The 22,389-nt window shown below is 53.1% G+C and carries 19 protein-coding genes; 5 read left to right on the top strand and 14 right to left on the bottom strand.

Going from position 1 to position 22,389, the window contains the following annotated elements:
- Positions 1-4 precede the first annotated feature (4 nt).
- From HKD32_RS08805 to HKD32_RS08795, 3 genes are read left to right on the top strand one after another with little or no spacing between them, the layout of a single operon-like run.
- Positions 5-751, top strand: coding sequence for an ABC transporter ATP-binding protein (locus tag HKD32_RS08805; protein ID WP_167347215.1), 747 nt, complete (start codon positions 5-7; stop codon positions 749-751).
- Positions 748-1,698, top strand: coding sequence for an ABC transporter substrate-binding protein (locus HKD32_RS08800; RefSeq protein WP_061930726.1), 951 nt, complete (start codon positions 748-750; stop codon positions 1,696-1,698). The genes HKD32_RS08805 and HKD32_RS08800 overlap by 4 nt, the downstream gene beginning before the upstream one ends.
- The gene (locus HKD32_RS08795; RefSeq protein WP_194257860.1) at positions 1,695-2,690 is read left to right on the top strand and encodes a FecCD family ABC transporter permease; all 996 of its coding nucleotides are present in this window, start codon (positions 1,695-1,697) and stop codon (positions 2,688-2,690) included. Before HKD32_RS08800 ends, HKD32_RS08795 begins: the two co-directional genes overlap by 4 nt.
- A 7-nt stretch (positions 2,691-2,697) precedes the next feature.
- Here the strand turns inward: HKD32_RS08795 and HKD32_RS08790 are convergent, their stop codons facing one another.
- Positions 2,698-3,453: an SDR family oxidoreductase gene (locus HKD32_RS08790; protein WP_194257859.1), complete on the bottom strand. Its 756-nt coding sequence runs from the start codon at positions 3,451-3,453 to the stop codon at positions 2,698-2,700.
- Between the two features lie 39 nt (positions 3,454-3,492).
- Complete coding sequence (locus tag HKD32_RS08785) at positions 3,493-4,833, bottom strand: GntT/GntP/DsdX family permease (RefSeq protein ID WP_061930733.1); 1,341 nt, start codon at positions 4,831-4,833, stop codon at positions 3,493-3,495.
- A gap of 384 nt (positions 4,834-5,217) precedes the next feature.
- Here HKD32_RS08785 and HKD32_RS08780 point away from each other — a divergent pair, with 384 nt between their 5' ends.
- Entirely contained in the window at positions 5,218-6,228 is a 1,011-nt protein-coding gene (locus HKD32_RS08780; RefSeq protein ID WP_061930736.1) for an LLM class flavin-dependent oxidoreductase, read from the top strand.
- Here HKD32_RS08780 and HKD32_RS08775 read toward each other — a convergent pair.
- Genes HKD32_RS08775 through HKD32_RS08735 form a run of 9 tightly spaced genes read right to left on the bottom strand, consistent with a single transcriptional unit; the run spans position 6,208 to position 15,512 of the window.
- A complete protein-coding gene (locus HKD32_RS08775; RefSeq protein WP_061930739.1) occupies positions 6,208-7,425 on the bottom strand; it encodes a tetratricopeptide repeat protein in 1,218 nt (405 codons plus the stop codon). The two genes, HKD32_RS08780 and HKD32_RS08775, sit on opposite strands and share 21 nt — an antisense overlap.
- Positions 7,422-8,285, bottom strand: a complete 864-nt coding sequence (locus HKD32_RS08770) for an alpha/beta fold hydrolase (RefSeq protein ID WP_061931070.1) — start codon at positions 8,283-8,285, stop codon at positions 7,422-7,424. The genes HKD32_RS08775 and HKD32_RS08770 overlap by 4 nt, the downstream gene beginning before the upstream one ends.
- Entirely contained in the window at positions 8,278-9,318 is a 1,041-nt protein-coding gene (locus tag HKD32_RS08765) for a P1 family peptidase (protein ID WP_061930742.1), read from the bottom strand. Before HKD32_RS08765 ends, HKD32_RS08770 begins: the two co-directional genes overlap by 8 nt.
- 13 nt (positions 9,319-9,331) lie before the next feature.
- Positions 9,332-10,105, bottom strand: a complete 774-nt coding sequence (locus HKD32_RS08760) for an ATP-binding cassette domain-containing protein (RefSeq protein WP_061930745.1) — start codon at positions 10,103-10,105, stop codon at positions 9,332-9,334.
- A complete protein-coding gene (locus HKD32_RS08755) occupies positions 10,102-10,935 on the bottom strand; it encodes an ATP-binding cassette domain-containing protein (RefSeq protein WP_061930748.1) in 834 nt (277 codons plus the stop codon). The genes HKD32_RS08760 and HKD32_RS08755 overlap by 4 nt, the downstream gene beginning before the upstream one ends.
- Positions 10,932-11,765 carry an ABC transporter permease gene (locus HKD32_RS08750; protein WP_061930751.1) on the bottom strand — a complete coding sequence of 278 codons (834 nt, stop codon included), beginning with the start codon at positions 11,763-11,765 and terminating at the stop codon, positions 10,932-10,934. The genes HKD32_RS08755 and HKD32_RS08750 overlap by 4 nt, the downstream gene beginning before the upstream one ends.
- Positions 11,762-12,712, bottom strand: a complete 951-nt coding sequence (locus HKD32_RS08745; protein ID WP_061930754.1) for an ABC transporter permease — start codon at positions 12,710-12,712, stop codon at positions 11,762-11,764. Before HKD32_RS08745 ends, HKD32_RS08750 begins: the two co-directional genes overlap by 4 nt.
- Complete coding sequence (locus tag HKD32_RS08740) at positions 12,709-14,187, bottom strand: ABC transporter substrate-binding protein (protein ID WP_194257858.1); 1,479 nt, start codon at positions 14,185-14,187, stop codon at positions 12,709-12,711. Before HKD32_RS08740 ends, HKD32_RS08745 begins: the two co-directional genes overlap by 4 nt.
- Complete coding sequence (locus HKD32_RS08735) at positions 14,184-15,512, bottom strand: LLM class flavin-dependent oxidoreductase (protein ID WP_061930761.1); 1,329 nt, start codon at positions 15,510-15,512, stop codon at positions 14,184-14,186. The genes HKD32_RS08740 and HKD32_RS08735 overlap by 4 nt, the downstream gene beginning before the upstream one ends.
- A gap of 152 nt (positions 15,513-15,664) precedes the next feature.
- On the opposite strand from HKD32_RS08735, the gene HKD32_RS08730 reads away from it, so the two are divergent.
- Complete coding sequence (locus tag HKD32_RS08730; RefSeq protein ID WP_194257857.1) at positions 15,665-18,022, top strand: TonB-dependent receptor; 2,358 nt, start codon at positions 15,665-15,667, stop codon at positions 18,020-18,022.
- Positions 18,023-18,064: 42 nt separating this feature from the next.
- Here HKD32_RS08730 and HKD32_RS08725 read toward each other — a convergent pair whose 3' ends face one another.
- The 3 genes from HKD32_RS08725 to HKD32_RS08715 all read right to left on the bottom strand — a co-directional run bounded on the left by HKD32_RS08725 (position 18,065) and on the right by HKD32_RS08715 (position 22,291).
- The gene (locus tag HKD32_RS08725) at positions 18,065-20,755 is read right to left on the bottom strand and encodes a TonB-dependent receptor plug domain-containing protein (protein ID WP_194257856.1); all 2,691 of its coding nucleotides are present in this window, start codon (positions 20,753-20,755) and stop codon (positions 18,065-18,067) included.
- 100 nt (positions 20,756-20,855) lie between these two features.
- A complete protein-coding gene (locus HKD32_RS08720; RefSeq protein WP_194257855.1) occupies positions 20,856-21,794 on the bottom strand; it encodes a DUF4880 domain-containing protein in 939 nt (312 codons plus the stop codon).
- Positions 21,791-22,291: an RNA polymerase sigma factor gene (locus HKD32_RS08715; RefSeq protein WP_228118876.1), complete on the bottom strand. Its 501-nt coding sequence runs from the start codon at positions 22,289-22,291 to the stop codon at positions 21,791-21,793. The genes HKD32_RS08720 and HKD32_RS08715 overlap by 4 nt, the downstream gene beginning before the upstream one ends.
- Between the last annotated feature and the right edge of the window lie 98 nt (positions 22,292-22,389).

Here is a 22,389-nt window from a genome sequence, read left to right as displayed (position 1 = left end):
CATCATGCTGCAGGCTGAAGGATTAGGATACGAGGAGGCCTTGGCTCTGGCGGATTTCTCCGTCAGGGCTGGTGAGCATATTGCGATTATCGGGCCGAACGGTGCCGGCAAGAGCACTTTGCTAAAACTCCTGGCAGGCTTGTTGAAACCCTCTAGTGGCTGCGTCACACTTGCTGGCCAACCACTCCACAATCTGACACGGCGAGAAATTGCTCGGCAGATTGCATGGTTGTCCCAAAGCGATGATGTTGCATCAGAGTTTCTTGTCTCTGATTACGTTGCTCTTGGCCGATTGCCCTTTCAAGGGATTGAAGATTCGGCGGAAGGGAAGACCGCAATACAGACTGCCATTCATCATTGTCGTATCAATTCGTTAATGCCACGAACCATGGGAGGCCTGTCAGGCGGAGAGCGCCAGCGTGTTATGCTGGCGCGCTGTCTGGCGCAAACCCCTCGTATCCTACTGCTGGATGAACCGACCAATCATTTGGATTTATCTGCACGTTCAGAACTGCTGAACCTGCTTCGAACGCTTCCCATGACTATTCTTGCTGTTTTGCATGATCTTTCTCTTGTTCCTGATTTTGCAGATAGAACGCTCCTGTTGAAAGAGGGACGTCTGATTATGGATGACGCGTCACGGAAGGTTCTGTTTTCGCCGATGTTCGAGCTGGCATTTAACCAGAAAGCGCATCAGGTTACGCTCGACGATGGACATGTGTCGCTTTTGTTCAGACCGATACAGCCGTGAAAAACTGTCTGAAAGCATTTGGTCTGGGCACGCTTCTGAGTATTCAGAGCGCATTTTCTTATCCGGTCACGATCCAAAGCTGTGGTAAGCCAGTAACCATAACGCATAGGCCAACCCATGCCGTCATTCATGATGTCAACATGGCAGAAATGGCTTTTGCGCTTCACTTACAGCCATTCATGACGGGAGTGACCGGAATTTCTGGCTGGAACAAGCGAACACCCGTATTCGAGAAAGAGCTCGGCGATCTTCCGGAAATCGCTACACATTATCCAACGCTTGAGCAGCTTCTGAACGCTGGAACGGATTTTTTCTTTGCGGGCTGGAACTATGGAATGCACGTGGGAGGGGACGTCACACCGGAGACGTTGGCCGCACAGGGTATTCCGACGCTTGTTCTCTCCGAGAGCTGCATGAGGGCGGGACAGGTCTCTGCTCTTCCGACGCTGGACCTGCTGTATGGTGATGAAGACCGTTTGGGACAGGTTTTTGATCGCACGGCAGAAGCTCAAAGCCTTGTAAATGGCTGGAAAATACGAGTTCAAGCTGTTCAGAAGCAGCTGGCAGGGCGTCCTCCTGTGCGCGTGTTTCTTTATGATAGTGGCCGGGATCGTCCTTTTACGGCCGGGAAATATGCCCTTGCGACAGAATTGATGCATCTGGGAGGTGGGCAGAACATTTTCAGCGATCTGCCGACAAACTGGGGACCTGCCTCATGGGAAAGCGTTGCCGTCAGAGATCCGGAAGCTATTTTGATCGTCGATTACGGTGACGGTATTCAACAAAGCCTGGCGTTTTTGAAAAGTCATCCTCTTTTGATTGATATTGCGGCGTTAAAAGCTAATCGTATTATGGCTGTACGTTATGATGAAATGACGCCTTCTCCAGCCAATATTGATGCCATTGAAAAAATATCAGTATTTCTGCATCCCGAGACTAAGCCATGATTCGGAAGAATAGTCTTTGTGTTGCCATACCTATCATTGTAGGACTTTGTTTTCTGGAAATTGCGCTTGGTAGCGCGTCGTTATCCTGGCAGGCGTTAAAAGCGGCTTTCTGCGCAGGGCCTTACAGTCATGACGTTGCTGCACGCATTATATGGTCATTACGGATACCCAGATTTTTTCTCGCTTTTCTGACAGGGGCTACGCTTGCCGGGGCAGGTGCCCTTCTTCAGGCCGCAACACGAAATCCTCTGGCCGATCCCTTTCTGTTTGGTCTGTCCTCTGGGGCAGCAACAGGGGCCGTTGCGGTCATCGTTTTATGTGGTGACATGCTCGGAATCTGGACAGCAGCAGTTGGAGCTTCAACGGGGGCATTGTTTGCTACGGCTACCCTGCTTCTGCTGATTGCTGTCAGAAGGAAGAAAAATCGTGTGATCTCGACTGAGCGTGTCTTGCTCTCGGGGCTTGCGGTCTCATTTGTTTTTTCAACACTGACCAATCTTCTGATTTTCTGGGGCGACCGAAATACGGCACAATCCGTACTCTTCTGGACGATGGGAAGTTTTTCCGGTGGGTCGTGGGCAGCAATTCCAATCGTCGGTCTTGGTTTTCTGACAGTTTTATTGGGCGGTCTGATCTATCGCAGAGATCTTGATGCCCTGATGGCTGGTGAAGAAACGGCTGCTTCACTTGGCATCCATGTTCAGAAACTTAGGCTTTGTGTTCTAGTAGTTTGCGCTTTTGGCTGTGCCATGACAGTCGCTTTGTGTGGTCCTATCGGTTTTGTCGGGCTGATTATTCCACATCTTGTTCGTCCACGCTGGGGCAGCGCTCTGAAAAGAAGTTTCATGCCAATTGTGGTTGCCGGAGGGATGCTGACGGTCCTGGCAGATATCCTGAGCCGGTGCCTGTTACCGTCTCAGGAACTGCCAGTCGGGATTGTAATTTCAGCAATCGGCGCAGCATTTCTACTGGCTCTGCTCCTGCGCCGATAAGCTTCTCTTAAAGCGAGACGGTGATCCCGCCGTCCACATACAGAACGTGACCATTTACAAAAGAGGACGCCGAGGATGCCAAGAAGATGCAGGCTCCGGTCAGTTCATCCAGCTGACCCCATCGTCCGGCAGGAGTGCGCTTCTCCAACCATTGTGAGAACTCTGCGTCATTGACGAGGGCGGCATTCAAAGGGGTATCAAAATACCCAGGCGCGATTGCATTGCATTGCAGGCCATGTCTGGCCCATTCCGTGGCCATCCCTTTTGTCAGGTTTCCAACGGCCCCTTTGGTTGCAGTGTACGGCGAAATATTCGGGCGGGCGAGGGCTGTCTGCACACTCGCGATATTAATAATCTTTCCGCTCTTTCGACCTAGCATATGTTTTGCGACAGTCTGACCAACATTGAAAATGGATGTCAGGTTTGTTTGGAGAACCTTCTGAAACATCTCCGGCGGAAAATCCTCTAGAGGCGCCCGATGCTGCATTCCGGCATTGTTGACGAGAATGTCGATCGGGCCAGTTTCAGCCTCAAAGCGATCAATCGCAGCTTTGACAGAAGCATGATCCGTAACGTCGAAAGGGAGTGTTTTCACACCGCCCAGTTTCTCAGCCGCAGCAAGCAGTTTTTCAGGATCACGACCGTTGAGAACAATTTCGGCTCCCGCAGCTTGAAGCCCTTGGGCCAGACTGAAACCAATTCCCTGAGATGAGCCGGTTACGAGAGCACGACGGCCCGTCAGATCGAAAAGAGTAGTACTCATGGTGGAGTTTTTCCCTGTGTATATCTGTAATCGATGCTGTCAGATGACCATGGACGCCCCGAGGCAGAACAGGAGCCCCAGAACCGCAATAATCGTTTCCAGAACCGACCATGTTTTGATGGTCTGAGGGACGGTCAGGCCAAGATATTCCTTCATCTGCCAGAACCCGGCGTCGTTCATAGGACCGAAAGCGACAGATCCTGCACCCGTCGCAATCACCATCAGTTCAGGTGACACACCCTGTGAATGAGCCAAAATAGGGCCTGCGATACCGGAAGCCGTGCTCATGGCGACAGTGGATGAACCACAGGCAACACGGACAATTGCTGCCAAAAGCCAAGCCAGAACCAGAAGGGGTACATGTGCGCTAACAGCAGCATCCGTGATGGCTTTTGAAACGCCACTGTCGATCAGTTCGCGCCCGAAGCCACCACCCGCACCAACCAGGAGCATGATGAGCGCCGTTGGCCCGAGGCATTCATTGGTGAATCTCAGGATTGTCTCACGGGAAAAGCCACGCGCTAGACCCAGAACATAAAAGGACATGACTGTTGCCAGCAGCAGGGCAATATCGGTGTTTCCAATGAAATGCAGGAACGTATTGGGCGCGCTCCTGGGCGTCGTAAACAGATCAGCCGCAGACCCGATCAGCATGAGGATGACAGGGCACGTAATGGTCAGGACAGTAATGATAAAGCCCGGAAGATTTGCGGGAATTTCGCGACTCACGAACTGCGCTGCTAGCGGATTTGTCTCGGTGATGGGAACACGCGGGCTGATAAAGCGCGCAAAAAGCGGGCCGGCTATGGCTGCAATAGGCGTCCCGAGGATGACCCCCCAGAAAATCGTCGTTCCTGTATTCGCATGATAGGCGGAGAGCGCAAGAAGTGTCGCTGGATGGGGCGGGATCATGGCATGGGTGACGGAGAGCGCCGCTCCCATGGGGAGAGCCACCCGAAGAATGGACGTGTTGGTTCGCGCTGCCAGTACGAAGGCCAGCGGAAACAGTAGAACAACGCCAACTTCAAAGAAGACCGGCAAACCAACCAGTAGCCCGATCACCATCATGGCCCAGTCAATTCTCTGCCGTCCGGCTCGTTCTGAAATGGTCAGGGCAATCCGGTCCGCACCTCCGGATTCAGCAAGCATTTTGCCGAGCATGGTTCCCAGAGCAATGATGGTTCCCACATGCCCAAGGACATGTCCTGCACCGGCTTCAAAAGACGCCACCACCTGATTGGGAGGCATACCGGCGCAGAGGGCAAGGAGAAGTGAAACGCTAAAGAGAACAATGAACGGGTTCAGGCGAAAACGCGCAATCAGGACGACCACGGCAATGATCGCAGATGTTGCAAGAAGAATGGCAAAGGTTGTTGTCATGTGGAACGCAGCCCCGTCAGAACGAGAAAGAGGGTCAGGAACGAAAGTGAAAGAACGACGGAATCAGATCCTCCGCGAAGATTGCCAGCATCATTTTCCATATCCTTTGATGAACCGAATTCCGCTATAAAGTCTGCGTCATGAGGATCAGGAAAACGGGATCGACACCTCAGAATGGCTGAAGATCAGGCATCAGAAAATATGGAAGAGCACTGTTTCTTCAAATATTTCTGGTATTTTGATCGCTCCTTAATGCCTTGCGGAAAACTTAAGCGATGACAGGATGTTTAACGCAACACATGTGATGGACGAGCATCAGGATGCAGTGACGGGTGCGTGCGCCTTTGATCTGTCTGGTCTCACAGACTGTCGAGGATAAAGACCATGATTCCATTTTCTGTTCTTGATCTTTCGATCATCACACGGGGTTCGGGTCCGCGGGAAGCGTTCCGACATTCGATTGAGTTTGCCAAACGGGCGGAAAGCCTTGGCTTCCATCGGTATTGGCTTGCTGAACATCATGCAATGCCTGGCATTGCATCTGCCGCAACGGCAGTGCTAATCGGGCAGGTAGCAGGTGCGACAACCCGTATCCGGGTGGGATCAGGTGGTATCATGCTGCCCAATCACTCTCCGCTGGTGATTGCCGAACAGTTCGGAACACTGGAAACCCTTTTCCCCGGACGAATTGATCTTGGGCTGGGGCGCGCTCCCGGGGCAGACCAAAGAACAGCGCGGGCGCTTCGACGTGATCCAGTTGCGGCTGACAGGTTCCCTGAAGACGTTGTGGAACTGCTGCATTATTTCGAACCGTCCTCTGAAGAGGACACGCACCTCATCAGGGCTGTGCCTGGAGCGGGCCTTCATGTCCCGGTCTGGATTTTGGGGTCGTCTCTGTTTTCTGCCTCATTGGCAGCTCATTTGGGACTTCCTTATGCCTTTGCGTCCCATTTCGCCCCTGCACAGATGGAAGAAGCGATTGCGCTCTATCGGTCAAGATTTGAACCGTCTGAACGATGCGCCAAACCACATGTGATGCTGACAGTGAATATTATTGCAGCTGATGAGGAAGCAGAAGGCAAACGTCTCGCGACATCGCTTTATCAATATTTCGTGGCGTTAAGACGTGGCCGCCCGATCGCCTTTCCACCGCCTGTGAACAGCGGTCCTTCTCCCTGGTCAGCAGAAGAGCAGCATATGCTAGGGCAAACGCTGGCCTGTACGTTTTCGGGTTCAAGAGAAAGCGTTTCTACGCAGGTTCAAGCTTTTGCAGATCGCCACAAACCTGACGAACTCATGATTGCTGTCCCGATTCATGATCATGACAGCCGGTGTCGATCTCTCGAACTTGCAGCTAAAATCCGAGTCGAAGTTTCAGGGCGACAGGTTGACTAGCTGACGGACGATATCTTTGTGGATCTGCATGAACAGATCACGTTGCGCATGGCTGCCACCAATATCCTGAAGGTGAGGGAGGGCAGCTTCAAAGTATCGCTGGGCTGTGACAGGATCATGGTCCAGATAAGCCTTCAGGCCACGAGCCAAAGGAATGCCGACCAAAGTCCAGGCCTGCTGATCTGGAAGGTTTTTGTCTGAAAGGTTCTCTATACGCTGGAGCAGATGCCCCCCCTCGGGGCGGCGTGCTTTCAGAAGGCCATAGAGATATTGTAAACTCAGGAACGGTTGACTGACATCCTCCTGCCTGGGGGCAAGCCATTCCGCAAGATCATCCCAGCGCTGCCCCACATCCGCACCTGCCAGTTCAAGACGGACGAGCAGGGACACGGCACCTATCTGATCCTGCGAAAAACTCCGCTCCCGTCCCCAGCAATGCTGATCGTAAATATCAAGCGCGTCCGCTACCCGGCCCTGAGCCAGATAGAATAGAGCGAGATGCCACCAGAGATGCGTGTACATGAAAGAGGTCAGGTGCTCCCAGCCAACCGACCGCTCTTCCAGAAAGGCAATACCTTCTTCAATCCGTCCCTGCGTCAGGAAAACATGCGCAAGAGCATGTTGCGCCCATGGCTCGGAGGGGTCCATCTCAAGAGCGCTTCGTGCGGAGCGTTCAGCCGCAGCCAAGTCGTGGCATTGTTCAAAACCAAACGCCAGCATTCCATGCAGTGCGGCAATATCTCCCGCAGCATCTTCGCTCTTCAGGGCGATAGCCAGCATATCCGTGAACCGTCCACGAATAAAATCATGATACTGCCTGAGTTTCAGTGTCACTAGATCCCGCGGCCATTCGGTCAGGATCGTATCCGTCAGAGCGATAATTCGATCCGGATCTTCTGCTATCGAAGCTTCCAGAACCGAAAAGAGCAGTTTTTCACGCGGAAGGGCTCGATCAAAAGAGGTGCTCGCCCGGTCCCGATAGCGCAATGCTTCAGCAGGGATATCTCCTGTTTCGGACAACATCCAGAGAAGTCCTGCATAAGTATTCGCCAGACAGTCATCGGACTGATCCGCGACACCAAGAATATCCACCAGTTTGAGGTCGTAGCCGAGATAACCGAGAATAAAAGCGTTGATACCTTTTAACGCTCTGCTGTCGTCTGTGGACACTGCGTTGCCGAGAACGTCCTGGCTCATGAGCGCGCCTCCTGCCCAGAGGAAAGGTGTTTGAGAGCAGTTTCAATGCAGCGATTTACGGTTGCAGGCTGTTCCAGCATGATCTGATGCCCACACTCCGGGAGAATGTTCAGGGAACTTTCGGGTATAAGCGATTGAAGTTTCTTTATTTCTTCGAGAGGTACGATGCCATCCTGCTGGCCAGCAAGAATGTGAACTGGCTTTTCAAACTGTCTCAAAACATCATGATCAATGGGCCGTGCTCCCGCACGGACAGCATTGATCATGAAAAGACTATTGCGTTTTGTAGCCTTGCGTTCGGCCTTCAGAAGGTTTGGATCAACCGTTGGAGCCCAGGCCAGAGCTTCAAAACGTTTCTGCAAAAATGGCCGCGCCAAGGATGACAACCAGAAGGGTAGCCGGTCCATCCAGTTTCCAAACATGGGGCCCTTCAGAGATGGAGCAAGAGAGGCGGGTCCAAGAAGAATAAGTTCATCAATCGGAACCGCCTGTTCCGTCTTCAACAGACCCGCAACCCATTCTAACGTCACGCGACATCCAAAGGAATGTGCAACAAGAATGCGCTTTGATGACGGATAAGCCTTCAGAATTGCAGCAAGATCCTGAACGGCATAGGAGCTTACGAACGCCTGTTCATGGTGAGAACGCGCACTGTCGCCATGGCCGTAAGCATCCCATGCAATAAGATTGACGTTCTCCTGAGAAAAATGTTCCCACTGCAAACGCCACTGCTGTCGGTTGCCGCCTAATCCATGAACAAAGATCAGTGTCGTATCGCTACCTTTTTGAAGCGTGGAAAGGGCTAGTCGTCGCCCGGGAACGCGGAAGAAATTGGCCGGGGCAGGCAGAATATCAGCCATGATCCACATTTCCCTGTTTCACGTCACCAAATCGTTCCTTCCATGTTGGAAGGAAGGGCTTTCCTGGCAATGGTGAGGCTTCATAAACGCCACGGGCGATGGCACGAGCTGTAACCTGCGTCGCGGCGTGCAGGATTTCCGTCCAGATTTCTACAGAGGCAGGGGCTGGTGCATGACCTGTAGAGATACCAAAGACTGCGTCTCCATCCTGCGGCAGATGGGCCGGAAAGACCCCGCGGGCGATACCATCCTGCGCTAGGATGGCAAGACGTTTGGCTTCGGCCTTTGTCAAAATCGCGTCAGTGGCGATAACACCGATCGTGGTACCCGCCACATAGTTTGGCTTCATGCGCAAAGCCAGGTCGTTTTCCATGAGGTGTGATGGAAATCCTAAGCCGCCGAATTCATTATCCCGTTCAAACGGAGCGCTCCAGAAATGAGGGCCATTGCCAACTGTCGCAGTCCCAACGGCATTGACCACCATCAGTGCGGCAACGGTATGCCCTGATGGCGTGATGGTGCTTGCAGAACCCAGCCCTCCTCTGAGCAGGGTAGTCGTCGCTCCGGTTCCGGCTCCTGTGGTCCCAAGAGCGAACTGCCCTTTACGGGCTGCCTGTGCAGCCTGGTAGCCGAGTTCGGCATACGGGGAATACCGGCCCCATTCTTTGTTGCCTCCATTCACAAGGTCGAAAAGGCTTGCCTGAACGACGATAGGGACACGAACCTGATTGTCGGGGGTTGGCAGATCTGCAGCCTGTTCCCGTAGCCATGCCTGCACGCCGGCGGTCGCATCCAGACCATAGGTGGAGCCACCTGACAGAACGATGGCATCAATACCGGCCACCAGCATTTCAGGTTCCAGCAGCGCGTTTTCCCGTAATGCCGGTGCACCTCCGAGAAAGCTGCCAGACGCTATTGCAGGTCGATCAAAAAGGAGAGCTGTGACACCTGTCCGCTGATCGAGGTTCTGAACATTGCCGACGCGGATACCGGGCACGTCTGTCACGAGATTATTGAGCGATTGGGAAATCATGGTTCAAATCGTTTCAAAGACTGGCGTCAATCAGAGTGCGGGTCGTGGAATGCTGAGGATGGTCCAGCACAGAGACAGTTGGGCCGGTTTCCACGATCCTGCCCCCGTCGAGGACGGCAACACGATGAGAAATATGGCGTATAACCGCCAGATCATGGCTGACAAAAATGTAGGAGAGACCGTATCGGTTTTGCAGGTCCATCAGCAGGTTGAGAACGACAGCCTGTGTCGACACATCCAGAGCGGACACTGCCTCATCCGCGATGATGACGGAAGGACGTGTCACAAGGGCTCGTGCAATGGCAATGCGTTGCCGCTGCCCACCAGAGAACATTCTTGGATAACGATCAGCCGCATCCACCGGAAGGGCGACATCCGTCAGGACCTGACGAACCCGACGCTCCTTTTTCTCGGTGCTCAGGAGCGTCTGATGAAGAGGCTCTTTCACGATCTGTCGTACGGTCTGGCGAGGATCGAGCGCTCCCTGGGGATCCTGGAAAATCATCTGGATATGGGACCGAACGTCTTTCCTGACTTGCCCCGCAGCATCACGCAGAGCCTGGCCTTGAAAGAGAACCTCTCCTTTTTCCGGTTTCAGAAGCCCTGTCAGAATACGGGAAAGTGTGGATTTTCCGCTCCCTGAAGATCCAACAATACCGAGTGTTTCCCTTTCTGCCACATGAAGGCTGACATCCTGCAGAACGGTTTTTCTGGGAGGTGCGAAAAAGGAAGATTTGTGTTCGGACACACTGAACTGAATGTGTTTCGCTTCCAGAAGAATACTCATAGCTGGCTGCCTTCAGTGGCATCTGAAGGAACAGGAATGCGCGTCAAAGGAGGGTGGCTGGTTCCATGCAGGGACATGCTCAGAAGTGCCCGTGTATAAGGATGCCGAGGCGCATTAAAGAGTTGTTCTGCCTCATTGCTTTCGACAAGGCAGCCCTGCTGAAGAACCAGAACACGTTGCGCATGACGCCTGATGATACCCAGATCATGGGAAATCATGAGGACGGCCATCCCATGATCAACCGCAAGGTCTTTAACAAGATCCATCATCTCCGCCTGCGTTTTGCTATCCAGGGCGGTTGTAAATTCATCTGCAATGAGAAGGGCAGGCTTACAGGCAATCGCCATCGCCAGAAGAACACGCTGACGCTGTCCTCCAGACAGGGCATGGGGATATGCTCCTGCCGAGACACCAGCATTGCTCAGGCCGACACGATCCAGCAACTGCTGGACATGCGCCGAAATGTCTCGCGACGAAACCGTGCCGTGCAGTCTAAATGTGTCACCGATCTGTTTACCGATAGTGCGGATCGGATTGAGTGCGGTCATGGGCTCCTGAAACACCATGGCAATGCGTCGTCCGCGCAGGTCACGGAAAGCCCGTTCGGGAAGAGTGGTCAGATTCTGGCCTTCAAAAGTCACTTGTCCTGAAGCTTCGAAGCCATCTGGAAGTAGCCCCATCAACGCGCGGGCCAGAGTTGACTTTCCGGAACCGGACTCTCCTGTCACGGCAACTGTTTCGCCAGCACTTACCGTAAAGGATAGGGGGTGAAGAATGAGTTTCGCGCCCGACAAAACCGACAGTTTCTGCACAGAAAGGCATACCGTCATGACAGGCGCTCCTCGTTAAGGGCGAAGGGGCGCTCAAGAAGATCTCTCAATCCATCTCCCATCAGGTTGAAACCGAGAACGAGCGCCATGACCGTAATGCCCGGTGCAGCAACCAGAAAAGGATGATCGAAAATATGGATCTGATAGGACGCCAGAGCCCGCCCCAGATCCGGTTGAGGCGGCGGAGCGCCCAGTCCAAGATAAGACAAACCTGCTTCGGACAGAATTGCCAGAGCAAGAGACGTTGAAGCGTGAACAATCAGGATCGGTGCGATGTTGGGGAGAACATGGCGGATCATGACAGCTACGGAACCAAAGCCCGCCATACGCGCGGCGGAGATATAATCCAGCACCAGAATAGACTGTGCAGCCTGTTTCGTAATGCGGATCTGTGCGGGAATACCGAACAGGGCGATCGCCAGGATCTCACCCGTCGCGGATGCGCCCTGTGCGGTCACGAGCATGGCCGCGATAAGAATGGGAGGAAAGGCCAGCCCAAGATCGGCAGCGCTCATCACGGCCCATCCCCGCTTTCCACCGTTCGCACCAACAAGTCCGAGAATGGTTCCAATAACGGTCCCAAGCGTGACGGAAAGCAATGCAATCGCCGTCGTATTGAAAGCTCCCGTCAGAACATAGCTGGCAAGGTCACGCCCGAAAGGGTCGGTTCCTAACGGGTGGGTCAGAGAAGGCGGAGCATAGCGGTTCGGGATGTCAATGAACGGCGCATGACCACCATGCCAGATCCAGACAATCGTTGCGGGAAGCAGGCATCCAAGAAGCAGGATACTTCCGGCGATCAGGCTCTTTGGGGCACGGGGCAATTTCATGCGTCACTTCCTGCAAGACGCGGGTCCAGCCAACGAATGATGAGCGAAAGGAACAGGTTCAGCACAAGAACACCCGCCACAATCAGCATGACAAGGTTCTGCACAACCGGAATGTCTCGCTGATTGACGGCTTCAAGAAGCAGTTTGCCGCATCCAGGAATGTTGAACACGTTTTCAACAATGATGGACCCTGTCACGAGAACGGGAAGCTGAATGCCGATCAGCGTCAGAACGGGAATAACAGCATTCGGGAGTGCGACCCGCCAGAGAACACCTTGGCGGCTATATCCCTGGGCGCGGGCGGTGCGGATAAAATCCTGCTCCAATGTGTCAATCAGGGATGACCGCATGAATCGCGCAATAATCGCTGCTTGCGGGATCGCGAGGGCGACGGCTGGCAAGGTCAGGGCGCGAAGAGCGGAGAACACACCATGGTTCCAGCCACTGAAACCCCCTGCGGGAAACCATTGAAGGGTCAGGGAAAACAGAAAAGTCATCATCATGGCCAGCCAGAAATCCGGAATGGATTTCAGGAGTTGAAGAAGCGCCATGAGCGCCAGATCCAGCCGTTTCCCACGATGGGTCGCAGCGATAGATCCAATGGGCAAGCCGATGAGAAGGGCCAGGCAGGTCGCAAAGATGATGAGGGGCAAAGTGCTCTGGAATCGTTCCAGAATCAGTCCGGAAACCGGCACGTCATAGACGTAACTCGTTCCTGCATTTCCATGGAAAAGACCGACAATCCAACGAAAATAGCGGGTGACAGGAGACGCATCGAGACCAAGCTGATGGTGAAGAGCGGCAATGCTTTCGGGGCTGGCGTCCAGACCCAGCATAACAGTCGCCGGATCACCCGGAAGAATGGTGAGCAGCGCAAAAACAATTATACTGGCCACAACCAGTACAGAAATCCGCCCTAAAACGGTTTGAGCAACCCCGATCATCATGGTGCCCAGGATACATCAGCCATGGGGCAGGCCGCGATCTGCTGGTCGGTCCAGAGGCCGAGAATATGGCGGTTCATGACCGTGTCCCGGGGGCGGGAAAACAGAAAAACATTGGGTTCATCCTGTGCAAGACGGTCCTGCATGGCAACTGACAAACGATGTCTTTCTTCCGGGTTTTCCGTTGCTTCGTACTGCTCAAACAGAGTGTGAAACGCTGTACTTTTGTAATGAAAATATATGGAATCCCTGTCATAGATGCCGATATCATGAGGTTCGGTATGGGCGATGACCGTCATGTCAAATTTCCCCTGTCCGAAGACCTGACCCAACCATGCGGACCATTCAAGAGGCTGTAGCGTCACGATCAGCCCGACCTGTTCAAGATACGCGGCGACGATTTCGCTGGTATCCCGAGCGTATGTGATAGGCGGGTAGGAGAGGGTGATTTGCGTGCCCGGCCGAATGCCTGCCTGCTTTAGAAGTGCGCGCGCATGTTCAGGATCGTAGGAATATCGATCAGGCAGTGACACATACTCCGGATCGTTAGGCGCCATGTGCGACTGCAGAACTGTCCCTTCGCCCTCCGCGCCAGCCTGAACAAGGGCCTTGCGATCAATCGCGTATGCAATCGCCTGACGGACCCGAATGTCATTAAACGGTCTGCGAGCGTTGTTCAGAGCCAGAATAGCTTTGAACGGGAAAGTGCCACGCACAACCCGGATACTCGGATGATCAATGAAGCGGCTCAGAACTTCCGGAGCAGGGAAAGACGGATAGGCATCCAGTTCGCCGGCGAGAAGCGCATTACTTGCGGCAAGAGGGTCGGGCATGAAGCGGAACGTCACCGTCTTCAGAACAGGGGCTTTTCCCCAATAGTCGGGATTTCGTGCCAAAGTGACATGATCGCCCCGTTGCCATTCCTCAAACCTGAAAGGACCGGTTCCAATCGGGTGGCTGACATTTTTGTCTGCGGATGCCGGTGACAGGATGGACGCGTCATTCCACGCCAGTTCATAGGTAAAGCTGCCATGAGGTTTTTTCAGCGTCACATCCGCATGAGACGCGTCCAGGCAAGCAATATCGGCAATATTCGTGAAGAAATTGCGGTCCGGATTTGTGCTGTTAGCTGCTCCTGCGCGCAGAAGTGAAAAACGGACATTCTCGCAGGTGAGGGGCGATCCATCGTGAAAACGAACATTATCCTGCAAAGTAAAATGATACACGCGTCCGTCGTCTGAGACCGTCCATTCGCGCGCAAGAAGAGGCTGAACATGACCATCACGGTCCAAACGCGTCAGGCCTTCATAGATATTGTTGTAAGTGATCGTTCCGACGGCTTCACTCGGTGTGCGGGTCGGGTCCAGACCGGGTGGTTCAATGGAGACACCGATGCTCATGGTATCACGCGGGTCAGCCGAGGCTTGCGGTGCCAGACCGAGGCCCAGCAGAACAATCAGAACGGAAGACGACTTCATGGGGTCTCGCCAGGTGCCGGACGTTTCAGGCCCAGATGCTCACGGAGGGTCGAGCCTTCATAGGCAGTGCGGAACAAGCCGCGACGCTGTAGTTCAGGCACAACATGCTCCACGAACAGCTCCAGACTTTGCGGCAGAATAGGGGGCATGACGTTAAACCCATCGGCTGCCCCTTCCACAAACCATTCTTCCAGTTGATCCGCAATTTCCTTTGGGCCCCCATAAATGGACCAGTGACCGCGTGCGCCGCTGACTTCCAGATACAGGTCACGCAATGTCATGTTCCGACGTTTTGCCATTTCGACCAGAAGAGTTTGCCGACTACGATTGCCGTTGAAGTCGGCCGGAGCGTCTGGGAGCGGGCCATCAAGAGGCAATCCACGCAGATCAGTGCCAGTCATGCCCCCCAGAAGAAACAGGCCGACATCCGGATGTGTCAGATCATCGAGCTGCGCCCGCAGATCTTCCGCTTCCATCTGTGTACGCCCCACGAGGGGATAGACGCCCGGCATGACTTTCAGAGACGCCGGGTCTCGACCAATTTCTTGCATACGGCGATGCAGATCGAGGCGAAACGCCTTTGCTTCCTCAAGAGTCTGCTGGGCCGTAAAGACCATTTCAGCAGTCTCTGCGGCAAGCTGACGGCCCGGCTCGGAAGACCCGGCCTGAACGAGCACAGGCCTGCCCTGCGGAGAGCGGGGAATGTCGATCTGCCCTGCGGCTGAAAGAAATTCACCTTTGAAATCAAAGGGGCGTCGGCCTTCCGGGGTGAAGAATTCTCCGCTTTCCGTGTCTCTCTGAAAGGCATCGTCGTCCCAGCTATCCCAGAAATTCTGCACGATCTGGGCAAATTCGCGAGCCTGCCGATAGCGATCCGCATGAGGGACATGGCTTGGTCGGCCATAATGAATGGACTCTTTCACGTTGGCGGTCGTGACAAGGTTCCATCCCGCACGGCCGCCGCTGATCTGATCGAGGGACAGAAACTGTCGAGCCAGATGATAGGGTACGGAATAAGTCGTGCTGACAGTACCTATCAGGCCGATCTTCTTGGTTGTGGCAGCAAGAGCCGAAAGAAGAGTCAGAGGCTCAAAGGATGCGGCATAGGTCATGCGGCGGAAACCATCGATTGTTGCTTCGTCGATGGAGCTTGTAAAATCAGCGATAAATACAGCATCAAAGAGCCCGCGCTCGGCAAGGCGTGCCTGTTCTAGCTGACGCTGGAAGTTGCTACCCGCATCAGGATCTGAGCCAGGATGGCGCCAGGCTGCCGCATGATGGCCGGTTGGGAGAAGGAATGCGGCGAGTTTCATCTGGGGAGCCATAGACGTTCGATCTCTTGCTTATCGCTGTCAGAAACACAAAAAAATGTTGCCCTCACAACATAACCTGTTGTGAATCGTTTTTCTATCCCTTAAACGCAATTAAATAGTTGTTTTATAAAATAACTAATAAACTTAGTTGTTAGGCGGAACCGATGCACGACGTTTACACTGCTCCGTACCGCAGAAATGCCCTCCTCGGTCGTGGGCGAATTGCTCTTGTCTCCACTGTAGCATTGCTACCGTTCTGGAGTGTTGCAGCATTTGCGGACGATAGTGCTTCAACCAAAAAGCCAGCACATGTGAGTGCGCGTAAGGGGGAGGCGTCTCCCTCTAAAACCGCTCACATACGTCCAGCTTCTAAACCGCAGGATCACGAAGCATCCCGTGTGGAGAATGTTGTCGTAACATCTGAACGTAAGGCTGACAGTCCGCAGAACATCGGAACATCCATTAGTGTTATTTCAGCAAAAATGCTGGAAAACCGCAACATCAACAACGTTTTCGATCTGCAATATGCAACACCGTCGCTACAAATACAGCCGTCTTACGGAAGCGGGCAGTTTACCTACACCATTCGTGGTGTAGGGTTTAACAACTATTCCAGTAACAACTCTCCAACTGTTGGTATCTATATCGATGAGGTCGCCAATCCGGTGCCCTTCGGAATCAATGGTATGATGTTCGACATGCAGCGCGTAGAAGTGCTGCGTGGTCCGCAGGGGACATTGTACGGGCGGAATACCACGGGTGGTGCGATCAATTACATTACCAACAAACCGACGGATAAGCTAACCGGCGGCGTTGCAGCCCAATATGGCCGCTTCGATAGCGCGAAAATTGATGGTTATATTTCTGGCCCCATCAACGACAAGCTCAAATTCCGTCTGTCCGGTGAGACGCAACAGGGCGGTGCGTGGCAATATAATCCGGAAGCAAAAGCTCATCTTGGCAATGTCGACCGTGGTGCTGCCCGACTTTTGGTGGATTATGCACCATCAGAGAGTTGGAAGGTGGAGTGGAACCTGCATGGAAGCCGTGATCGCTCCGACGCGACAGGCCCTTATGCGTGGCGTCCCATTACGAGCCTGAGTTCAACCAACCCTATGCCAGCTTCTGCCAGCCGCTATTATACACGTTGGGGCACATCGAATCAGTTTGCCAAAGAGACTGGCCTGACCCCGGATCAGAAACCTTATAGCCATATTGATACTGGGGGCAGCAGCCTGAGGATCGAGAAGCATCTGAGGGATTTCACGATCACAAATCTGGCCAGCTATGATTACATGCAGCGCAATGAATACGATAATTTCGATGATTCATCGCTTTCGCTCGCCGATGTAAAATTCAATACGCGCGCCAGTGTCGTCTCAGATGAACTGCGCTTCTCATCAAATACGACTGGGCGTCTTCACTGGATTGGCGGTATTTATTATGGCTATCAGTGGCTGAATGACCGGTATCAGTCGGGTTTTGAAGCGCTTTATAATACTGATGGAGATGTCCGATACTCGCAGACAGTCAATACCATCAGTGGTTTCGGTCAGGTTACGTACAATTTGACACCAAAACTACAACTGGTTGGCGGGTTGCGGGTAGAGCATGAAAAGCGCACTCTGGATAATGTTTATGCCCATTATCTCGTCAACGGCGTTGTGACCAATCCTCAGAATACAGTCGCGCAACAGGGTCAGTCCTATACGCTACCATCTGCCAAATTTAGTGTTCAGTATCATCCATTCAGTCATGACATGGCCTATTTCACCTTTAGTAAAGGTGTAAAGTCGGGCGGCTTTACGGTGTATAACTCCTCTGACGTCACGCAGATGACAAATCCATTCAAACCGGAACAGCTTTATGCGTTCGAAGTGGGAAACAAGTTGATCCTTCCGCGCTATAATCTTCGGATCAATGCGGATTTCTTCTACTACGACTATTTTGATCGCCAGGTGCAATCGATTGCTTATAGCCCGACGACGGGTTCCGCGATCGGGTTGTTCGTCAATGCCCCGCGTTCGCATATGTTTGGTGGTGAGTACGAAGTGGAATGGTCACCAATACCGGGTCTACGTGTAGCCCAGTCTGGAGCGTATGTTGAAGGGGCCTATGATGAATTCAGCGCCGTTACGAGTTCAAAGCGGGTCAACGGTGTCTGGGTAGGCGTGAAACAGGACGTTTCTGGCCGGAGTGTGGAAGTCCCACATTTTACGGCTAATGGCTCTGTCGATTATACGTGGCGCCTTGGCCGGTATGACCTTGTTTCTGGTGTGGATTACAGCCTTCGCACGACAAGCACTGCGCTTAACGATGCAAATACCATTCCGGGTTACACCCTGTGGGGCGGGTATATTTCTTTCGCCCCCCGTAAAGGACACTGGAAGATCGAAGGCATTGGTCGAAACATCACAAACAAGCATTACGATGTGACACGAGGTTATTTCGTTGGGGGCGATAACATCGCCGTCGCAGGACGTCCGGCTACATGGGAAGTTCGGGTTCGGGCAGATTTCTGAACAGCAAGGGGATGGCGAAAAAAGCCATCCCCCAAGTCAGCTTCAGAAAGACGCAGCTACCGTACCAAAGAACATGCGGGGTGGTGTCGGATATCCGACATAGGTTGAGCCATCGCCTGCCGTAATCGTTGACCAGGATCGGGTGTTCGTCAGGTTGCTGACGTTGAACTGCAGTTTGAGGCTCTGCATGTGAGGAATGTGCTTAAATGTATAGCCAGAGCTGAATCCAAGCTGAAAACGTGGCGGGACCATGATACTGTTGGTGATCGTTCCAGGTCGTACGCCCATATAGGTGCCAAAAAGCTGGGCGTTGAATCCTGCCTGATTATAATTGATTGCAAACTTGTCGGACCAAACAGGAATAGCAGGGACTTTCTCGCCTTTTGTGGCGTAAAGCGTAGAACCATCCATGAAATCACTGCCGTAAATGCTGCTTACATACGACACTGCGTCATAAACAGAGAAGTGTTGACCAAAGCGCAGAGTGAAAGATAGATCCATACCATTTGTCGAAACGCTGCCCAGATTGGCTACCGTGCCGCCAACGCCTGAAATACCTTGATTGGGTGGTTTGATTGCCCCCAATCGATTGAAGAAATCGACGTGGTAGTATTCAAGCTGTCCACTGATGCCCGTCAATGGCCCGAGGAACAGAGGGCGATTGGTTCGAATGCCCGTTTCATACGTCCAGGATGTTTCGGGTTTTCCAGTCCGTTTGAAGTCTTCAAATGCTTCCTGACTGGTCACAGCCCATGGGGATGTGCTGCCATAACCTGTCTGGGCGAAGGAATTCATGTTCTCCTGAATGTTGGCGAAAAACTGCTCATGTGGCGTAAAATTCCACAAAGCACCAAAAGCAGGAAGGAAAGGCTTGTAGGACGGAATAGTCCCACCCGCGACAGTATGCGTGCTGGTATCGACGATCGTCTTTGCACCCTTGACGGAAGACGCCAGGGATTGCGGCAAAGCAGCAATCGGCAATGTTCCGTTGGTATACACCATTTCGGATTTGAAACCCGCCGTCAGCGTCAGGTGAGGGGTGACTTTCCAGCTATCCTGCAAATGCGTGACGAAAGTGTTGGTGTAGAACGCGTTCATCCATTGTGTGAAAAGTGGGTTGGTCGCGCGCTTGTAAGGCGTCAGTGTGTCTGTCGCTGTCAGAGGATACCATAACCGCCCCTGAGTGTTGTTGTTGCGCTCGTACCAGCCTCCCACTTCGATGTTATGGTGACCGAGGTGATAATGCAGCGTACTGGTCAGGCCGCCACGATAATCTTCATATTCCGTGGTGCGGGTGGCAAAACCTGTTCCGCCCGTTGCATTCCAGACCTTGGGATCAATTCCGGCGTTGCTATATGTAAACTGACCATTCTTGATGTATTTTGAACCTGTCGGATCAAGATATGTCCCGAGAATGGTTAGAATGGCATTCGTGCGAATGGATGTTGCAACCACGCCCGCGCCGTCATCATAGTGGAAATAAAGCTGGTTATCCCAGGTCAGGTTAGGGGAGAACCGATGCGAGATTTTCAGGTAGGTTAGATAATCCGTACGCTGCGAAGCTGAGAAATAGTATTTGTTGTTGGGTGTTCCCGGCGCTGGAGATTTAGACGTCATCCCTGGATAATTCGCCATTGCGGCATTCAGATCCGGAAAGAATGCGCCGCGCGCGTAGAGATCAGTCGGCGCCGTCAGACCCTGCGTGTTTGGCTCTGCCTTATTCTGCCAGTCAAAATAAGCCGTAATTGTTGTGTTCTGTCCCTTGTGAACGAATTTTCCATTGACTTGGTAGCCTCCTTGCCGGTTGCCTTCACCAAGATTCCATGGGCGGGCATCCTGCCGTGAAAAGGAAACATAGGCCGAGTTTCCATTCCCAAAATTGCCGGTATCGAGGCGAGCATAGGTCCGGAAGGTGGAATAGCTTCCAAAAGTCTGGCGGATGGTTGCACCGGCTTTCGCCTTGGGATCGCGGGTCGTGAATTCGATCGTTCCACCCAGATTGCTGGTTGATGCGGTTCCGAGAGCGCCTGCTCCTGAAGACAGTGCCGTTTGACCAATATTTTCGCTGATGGCCGCCCGTTGCGGGGAAAGGCCGTTGTAATTGCCGTAAGCCCCTGCACCGAGCGGAACGCCATCAAGAGTATAACCAAGCTGCGTGTTGGAAAAACCATGCACGTAAATACTGGAGTTCTGTTCGTTATTTCCCCAGGGGTCGACGTTGGTAAATGTTACGCCAGGCAGAAGATCAAGAGCCTGCATCGGGTTCTGACCAGGCATCATCTCCTGCATCTGGTCACCGCTGATACTGAGGACGGACCGTGTTCTGTGGCCCGTAGCAACAATCTGCTCGATATCGTTTGCTTCCCGAACGCGAGGCGCGCGCCTCGCTCTGGGTGGCCGCTTTGCGCCCGCTGCGCGACGGACGATCATGCCGCCACCTGGGGCAACTTCCACTGTCAGTCCGCTCCCATTAAGCAGCTTTCCCGCTGCCTCATCCGGGGTCAGGGAACCGCTAACGGAAGGAGCCTGAAGATGCTCGACCAGATCAGGAGAGAAAAGAATGCTTTGTCCGGTCTGTCGGCTTAGGGATTCCAGCGCCTGTGCCATTGGCTGTCGGTCAATATGAACATTTGCAGTCCCTGCCGAAGCAGCAACAGCAGTGTGGGTCAGAATGGTCATTCCTACGGTCAGGAACAAAGCTGCACGAAGGGGGCACCGGACGTTCACGGCCATGTATTCTCTATCCTGTTGGCGATCGCAAAAAGCGCTCTCCCCAGAAAGACAATGACAATTCAAAAAACCTCAGGACATTACCTGTGTTTTCATGAAACCGTCACAATGGCCGGAGCATATAATGATTGCCTTGTTCTTGCAGTCTGACAGGAAGCAGGCGCGGCAGCATACGCAGAAACATATCGCCTTGAGAGACGAAATAGATCCCGCTCAGCTTGAGGTTTTCCAATGTTGGAGAGGCAATGGTAATTTTCCGGGGGGTGTATCTCTGGATCTGGGAAATGGCATCCAACAAGGGTGTATTCCGGAAAATAAGCCGCCCTGTCTGCCAGGAAAGCAGAGATTCCATATTGGGGTAGTCAACACTCATGCGACCGTTCTTGAGAATACGCAGTCGCTGGCCCGTCCTGATCCAGACATCGGTCGACGAAGCCGTTCCCTTGCTCAGAAGAATATGTCCTCTCACGGCAGTGATGTCCGTACATGAATTGTCTGAGCGGATATTCGTTGATGTCTGCTCGGGGAGATAAACCGTAATGTTCCGGGCTGACAGACGAAATGTTTTCCGGCTACCCGGCGAAAGGAGAACCTGTCCCTGATCCAGCCGTGCCCGATTGCCATCTTCAGACAACGTCATCCGGCTTCCGGAATCCAGCAGACAGGAACCGTAATCCGGCAAAGATATTCTCAGCGTACGGCCGACAGGTGTTTGTAAAATACGGGAAGCCTTCGCACTTCTGTTTACGGGAAACAAAGCGACAGTTCCCACAGACGCAAGGGCAAGCAAGACGCGACGTCGCGTCTTGCCTGATCGTGCATCCGGAGCCGTAAATGTTTGCAAAATGTCTTTTGTCTGTACGCCGCCGCCAAGTTCCCAGTAGTCTGTCAGAAGCTCCACGGCATCCGCTCGACAGCTATCGCCACGTATCCATTGAACAAACTCGGCTCGGTCATTGTCTGTGCAGTTATCTGCATGGAGGCGAGCGATCCATTCCGCTGCACGTTCACGAGTGGCAAGCAGGTTTTCAGAGGGGATCACTGGTCCATCCATGAAGACAAAAAGACGAGAGCTTTGGCGATATGCTTTTCCACGCTGCTTTCACTGATTCCCAAGGCACCGGCAATCTCGCGATACTTCATTTTTTCAACGCGGTTCAGCAGAAATGCCTGACGCGTTCTTTCTGGAAGCTGCCGACACCCTTCATGAAACCGTGTCATTCTCTGGCTTGCTGCATAAGCCTCTTCCTGAGACGGAGCAGGATCACGCAGTTCAAGGATCTGTTCCTGATCTCCGGTGGTCGAGAGAGTGCCTGAAGCTGCCTTTTTCAGATCATTCAGATGAAGATTGAGCGCGCTTCGGGTAATATAGGCTTCTGGATGGGTGACCTGTCCCCGTGAGCGTTCATAGTAATTCGCAAGGGCAGTTTGCAGGTGATCTTCGGCATCATCACGGTGCGTGAAAGTTCTGATGCGTCGGCGCAGACGTAACCATTCCTGCTGACAGGGAAACCAGTTTTCCGCCAAGGATCGTCTCATTCATTCTGAAGGATGGACAGCGTGCGGCGATGCATTACGGAATTTACGACGTCAGGTCTGTGACAGTTTCATGAAGAACGCGGGCAAGGCATGGGCAA

It is taken from the genome of Gluconobacter japonicus (genome assembly GCF_015244665.1).
GTDB lineage: Bacteria > Pseudomonadota > Alphaproteobacteria > Acetobacterales > Acetobacteraceae > Gluconobacter > Gluconobacter japonicus.
This window is presented reverse-complemented; position numbering and strand designations above follow the sequence as displayed.

Coding starts and splice junctions, on each gene's coding strand:
- HKD32_RS08805 (WP_167347215.1), top strand. CDS start 5: ATGCTGCAGGCTGAAGGATTAGGATACGAGGAGGCCTTGGCTCTGGCG.
- HKD32_RS08795 (WP_194257860.1), top strand. CDS start 1,695: ATGATTCGGAAGAATAGTCTTTGTGTTGCCATACCTATCATTGTAGGA.
- HKD32_RS08790 (WP_194257859.1), bottom strand. CDS start 3,453: ATGAGTACTACTCTTTTCGATCTGACGGGCCGTCGTGCTCTCGTAACC.
- HKD32_RS08785 (WP_061930733.1), bottom strand. CDS start 4,833: ATGACAACAACCTTTGCCATTCTTCTTGCAACATCTGCGATCATTGCC.
- HKD32_RS08780 (WP_061930736.1), top strand. CDS start 5,218: ATGATTCCATTTTCTGTTCTTGATCTTTCGATCATCACACGGGGTTCG.
- HKD32_RS08775 (WP_061930739.1), bottom strand. CDS start 7,425: ATGAGCCAGGACGTTCTCGGCAACGCAGTGTCCACAGACGACAGCAGA.
- HKD32_RS08770 (WP_061931070.1), bottom strand. CDS start 8,285: ATGGCTGATATTCTGCCTGCCCCGGCCAATTTCTTCCGCGTTCCCGGG.
- HKD32_RS08765 (WP_061930742.1), bottom strand. CDS start 9,318: ATGATTTCCCAATCGCTCAATAATCTCGTGACAGACGTGCCCGGTATC.
- HKD32_RS08760 (WP_061930745.1), bottom strand. CDS start 10,105: ATGAGTATTCTTCTGGAAGCGAAACACATTCAGTTCAGTGTGTCCGAA.
- HKD32_RS08755 (WP_061930748.1), bottom strand. CDS start 10,935: ATGACGGTATGCCTTTCTGTGCAGAAACTGTCGGTTTTGTCGGGCGCG.
- HKD32_RS08750 (WP_061930751.1), bottom strand. CDS start 11,765: ATGAAATTGCCCCGTGCCCCAAAGAGCCTGATCGCCGGAAGTATCCTG.
- HKD32_RS08745 (WP_061930754.1), bottom strand. CDS start 12,712: ATGATGATCGGGGTTGCTCAAACCGTTTTAGGGCGGATTTCTGTACTG.
- HKD32_RS08740 (WP_194257858.1), bottom strand. CDS start 14,187: ATGAAGTCGTCTTCCGTTCTGATTGTTCTGCTGGGCCTCGGTCTGGCA.
- HKD32_RS08735 (WP_061930761.1), bottom strand. CDS start 15,512: ATGGCTCCCCAGATGAAACTCGCCGCATTCCTTCTCCCAACCGGCCAT.
- HKD32_RS08730 (WP_194257857.1), top strand. CDS start 15,665: ATGCACGACGTTTACACTGCTCCGTACCGCAGAAATGCCCTCCTCGGT.
- HKD32_RS08725 (WP_194257856.1), bottom strand. CDS start 20,755: ATGGCCGTGAACGTCCGGTGCCCCCTTCGTGCAGCTTTGTTCCTGACC.
- HKD32_RS08715 (WP_228118876.1), bottom strand. CDS start 22,291: ATGAGACGATCCTTGGCGGAAAACTGGTTTCCCTGTCAGCAGGAATGG.